The organism is Mesorhizobium sp. M4A.F.Ca.ET.050.02.1.1, from assembly GCF_003997725.1.
Classification (GTDB): Bacteria; Pseudomonadota; Alphaproteobacteria; order Rhizobiales; family Rhizobiaceae; genus Mesorhizobium.
Genome location: NZ_RZSG01000713.1, coordinates 1 through 3,105 on the forward strand (window position 1 = coordinate 1; position 3,105 = coordinate 3,105).

The window sequence follows — 3,105 nt, forward strand, 5'->3', positions numbered from 1 at the left end:
CGGCATTCCCGTCACCATCGTTATGCCGATCGATGCGCCGGCCGCCAAGCGTGACGCCACCGCCGGCTACGCCGCGCGCGTCGTGCTCACCGACCATGGCGATCGCGCCCGTGAGGAAGTGGCGGCCGCCAAGGCGCGCGAGATTGCCGAGACCGAGGGACTCACGCTGCTGCATCCCTTCGACGACCCCGAGATCGTCGCCGGCCAGGCCGGCGCCGGGCTGGAGGCGCTCGACCAGTTGGCGGCGAAGGACGCGCATGCCGACCTGGTGTTCTGCTCGGTTGGCGGCGGTGGGCTGATCGGCGGCGTGTCGCTCGCCTTCCATTACCAGTCGCCGAAGACCGAGGTCATCGCGGTCGAGCCGGAAGGCTTCAACGGCATGGGTTCCTCACTGGCGCATGGCGCCATCGAGACGATGCCGATCGGGCCGAAATCGATCTGCGACGGGCTCATGGCGAGGAAGCCAGGCGAAGCACCCTTCGCGGCGGTGAGCGCGGCCGGCGTGCGTGGCGTCACCGTCGACGACACCTCGGTGCGGCGAGCGATGAAGATCGCGTTCGAGCGGATGAAGCTGGTGCTGGAACCGTCGGGCGCGGCGTCGCTGGCGGCGCTGCTTGGGGGCAAGGTGAGCGTGGCGGGAAAGACCGTCCTTGTTGTGGCTACCGGCGGCAATGTCTCGCTCGCCGATTTCATGGCGCATATGAACAATGCTTGAAGCGGATTTCGTCATCATCGGCTCCGGCTCCGCCGGCTCGGCCATGGCCTACAGGCTGTCGGAAGACGGCAAGCACTCGGTGATCGTCATCGAGTTCGGCGGCACAGACATCGGGCCGTTGATCCAGATGCCGTCGGCGCTGTCGATCCCGCTCAACATGAGCCTCTACGACTGGGGTTTCGCCAGCGAGCCGGAACCGCATCTCGGCGGCCGCGTGCTCGCCACCCCGCGCGGCAAGGTGATCGGCGGCTCGTCCTCGATCAACGGCATGGTCTATGTGCGCGGCCATGCGCGCGACTTCGACCACTGGGCCGAACAGGGCGCGACCGGCTGGGGCTTCGCCGACGTGCTTCCCTACTTCAAGCGCATGGAGGATGCCGACGGCGGCGAGGATGGCTGGCGCGGCAAAAGCGGCCCGCTGTATGTGCAGCGCGGCACGCGCAAGAATCCGCTCTACGGCGCCTTCGTCGAGGCCGGCCGCCAGGCCGGCTTCGAACTGACCGACGACTACAACGGATCGAAGCAGGAAGGCTTCGGCCCGATGGAGCAGACGATTTTGGGCGGCCGCCGCTGGTCGGCGGCGAATGCCTATCTGAAGCCGGCTCTGAAACGCAAAAACGTCACTTTGGTCAAAGGCTTCGCCCGCCGCGTGGTCATCGAGAATCAACGCGCCACCGGGGTCGAGATCGAAGCTAACAAACAGATTCAGGTTGTTAAGGCGCGACGTGAGGTGATCGTTGCGGCCTCGTCGATCAATTCGCCGAAGATCCTGATGCTGTCGGGCATCGGCCCGGGCGCGCATCTGCAGGAAAACGGCATAGCAGTGGTGGCCGACAGGCCGGGCGTCGGCAGCAATCTGCAGGACCATATGGAGCTCTACATCCAGCAGGAATCGACCAAGCCGATCACGCTGAATTCGGTGCTCAACCCGTTCTCCAAGGCGTTGATCGGGGCGCAGTGGCTGTTCTTCAGGACCGGCCTCGGCGCCACCAACCATTTCGAGGCGGCGGCCTTCGTGCGCTCGCAGGCCGGTGTCGACTACCCTGACATACAGTACCACTTCATCCCGGCGGCGGTGCGCTATGACGGCAAGGCGGCGGCGAAATCGCACGGATTCCAGGCGCATGTCGGACCGATGCGTTCGAAGTCGCGCGGCTCGGTGACGCTGCGCTCGCCCGATGCGAAAGCGAAGCCGGTGATCCGCTTCAACTACATGTCGCATCCGGACGACTGGACGGAGTTCCGCCACTGCATCCGGCTGACGCGCGAGATTTTTGGCCAGAAGGCATTCGACAGCTTTCGCGGCAAGGAGATATCGCCCGGCAGCCATGTGCAGTCGGATGAGGATCTGGACGCCTTCATCAGGGATCACGCCGAGAGCGCCTACCACCCTTGCGGCACCTGCAAGATGGGCCGCGCCGACGACCTCATGAGCGTCGTCGATCCGGAATGCCGGGTGATCGGGGTCGAGGGCCTGCGCGTCGCCGATTCCTCGGTCTTCCCGCGGGTGACCAATGGCAACCTCAATGCGCCGTCGATCATGACCGGCGAGAAGGCCTCCGATCACATCCTCGGCCGCACGCCTTTGGCGCCGTCCAACCAGGAACCCTGGATCAATCCGCGCTGGCAGGTGGCGGATCGATAGGGCATTGTCAGGCTGGCGCCCTCCCGCCCAGCGACCATCAATGGAGAACACCATGCGCGCCCAGCCCACGGCATCGCACTATGTCAACGGCCGCTACATCGAGGACGAGGGCGGCGCGCCGCTGCCGGTGATCTATCCGGCGACGGGCGAGACCATCGCCACGCTGCATTCAGCGACGCCGAACGTGCTGGAACTGGCGATCGAGGCCGCGCGCGCCGCGCAGCCGGCCTGGGCGCGGCTGAAACCGGTCGAGCGCGGGCGCATCCTGCGCCGCGCAGCCGACATTCTTCGCGCACGCAATGCGGATCTCGCGCGCATCGAGACGCTCGATACCGGCAAGGCGATCCAGGAGACGCTGGTGGCAGACGCGCCCTCGGCCGCCGACTGCCTGGAATATTTCGGCGGCGCGGTCGCCGCCTTCAACGGCGAGGCGGTCGATCTCGGCGGACCGTTTGCCTACACAAGGCGCGAGGCGCTCGGCGTGTGCGTCGGCATCGGCGCCTGGAACTATCCGATCCAGATCGCCGGCTGGAAGTCGGCGCCGGCGCTCGCCATGGGCAACGCCATGGTGTTCAAACCGTCGGAGAACACGCCGCTGTCGGCGCTGGCGCTGGCCGAGATCTACTCAGAGGCCGGTCTGCCCGACGGGCTGTTCAACGTCGTGCAGGGCTATGGCGATGTCGGCGCAGGTCTCGTCGGCCATGATGTCGTCGCCAAAGTTTCGGTGACCGGATCGGTGCCGACC

3 protein-coding genes are annotated in these 3,105 nt (G+C 66.3%); all 3 read left to right on the forward strand.

The window, feature by feature from the left end; genetic code table 11:
* A partial coding sequence (locus EOA33_RS29815) for a pyridoxal-phosphate dependent enzyme (RefSeq protein WP_127407272.1) occupies nucleotides 1-715 on the forward strand: 715 nt, incomplete at its 5' end.
* Nucleotides 708-2,360: a choline dehydrogenase gene (gene betA, locus EOA33_RS29820; protein WP_127407273.1), complete on the forward strand. Its 1,653-nt coding sequence runs from the start codon at nucleotides 708-710 to the stop codon at nucleotides 2,358-2,360. The genes EOA33_RS29815 and betA, both read left to right, overlap by 8 nt.
* 52 nt (nucleotides 2,361-2,412) lie before the next feature.
* On the forward strand, nucleotides 2,413-3,105 hold a 693-nt coding region (locus EOA33_RS29825; protein ID WP_127407274.1), incomplete at its 3' end, for an aldehyde dehydrogenase family protein.

Coding starts and splice junctions, on each gene's coding strand:
- betA (WP_127407273.1), top strand. CDS start 708: ATGCTTGAAGCGGATTTCGTCATCATCGGCTCCGGCTCCGCCGGCTCG.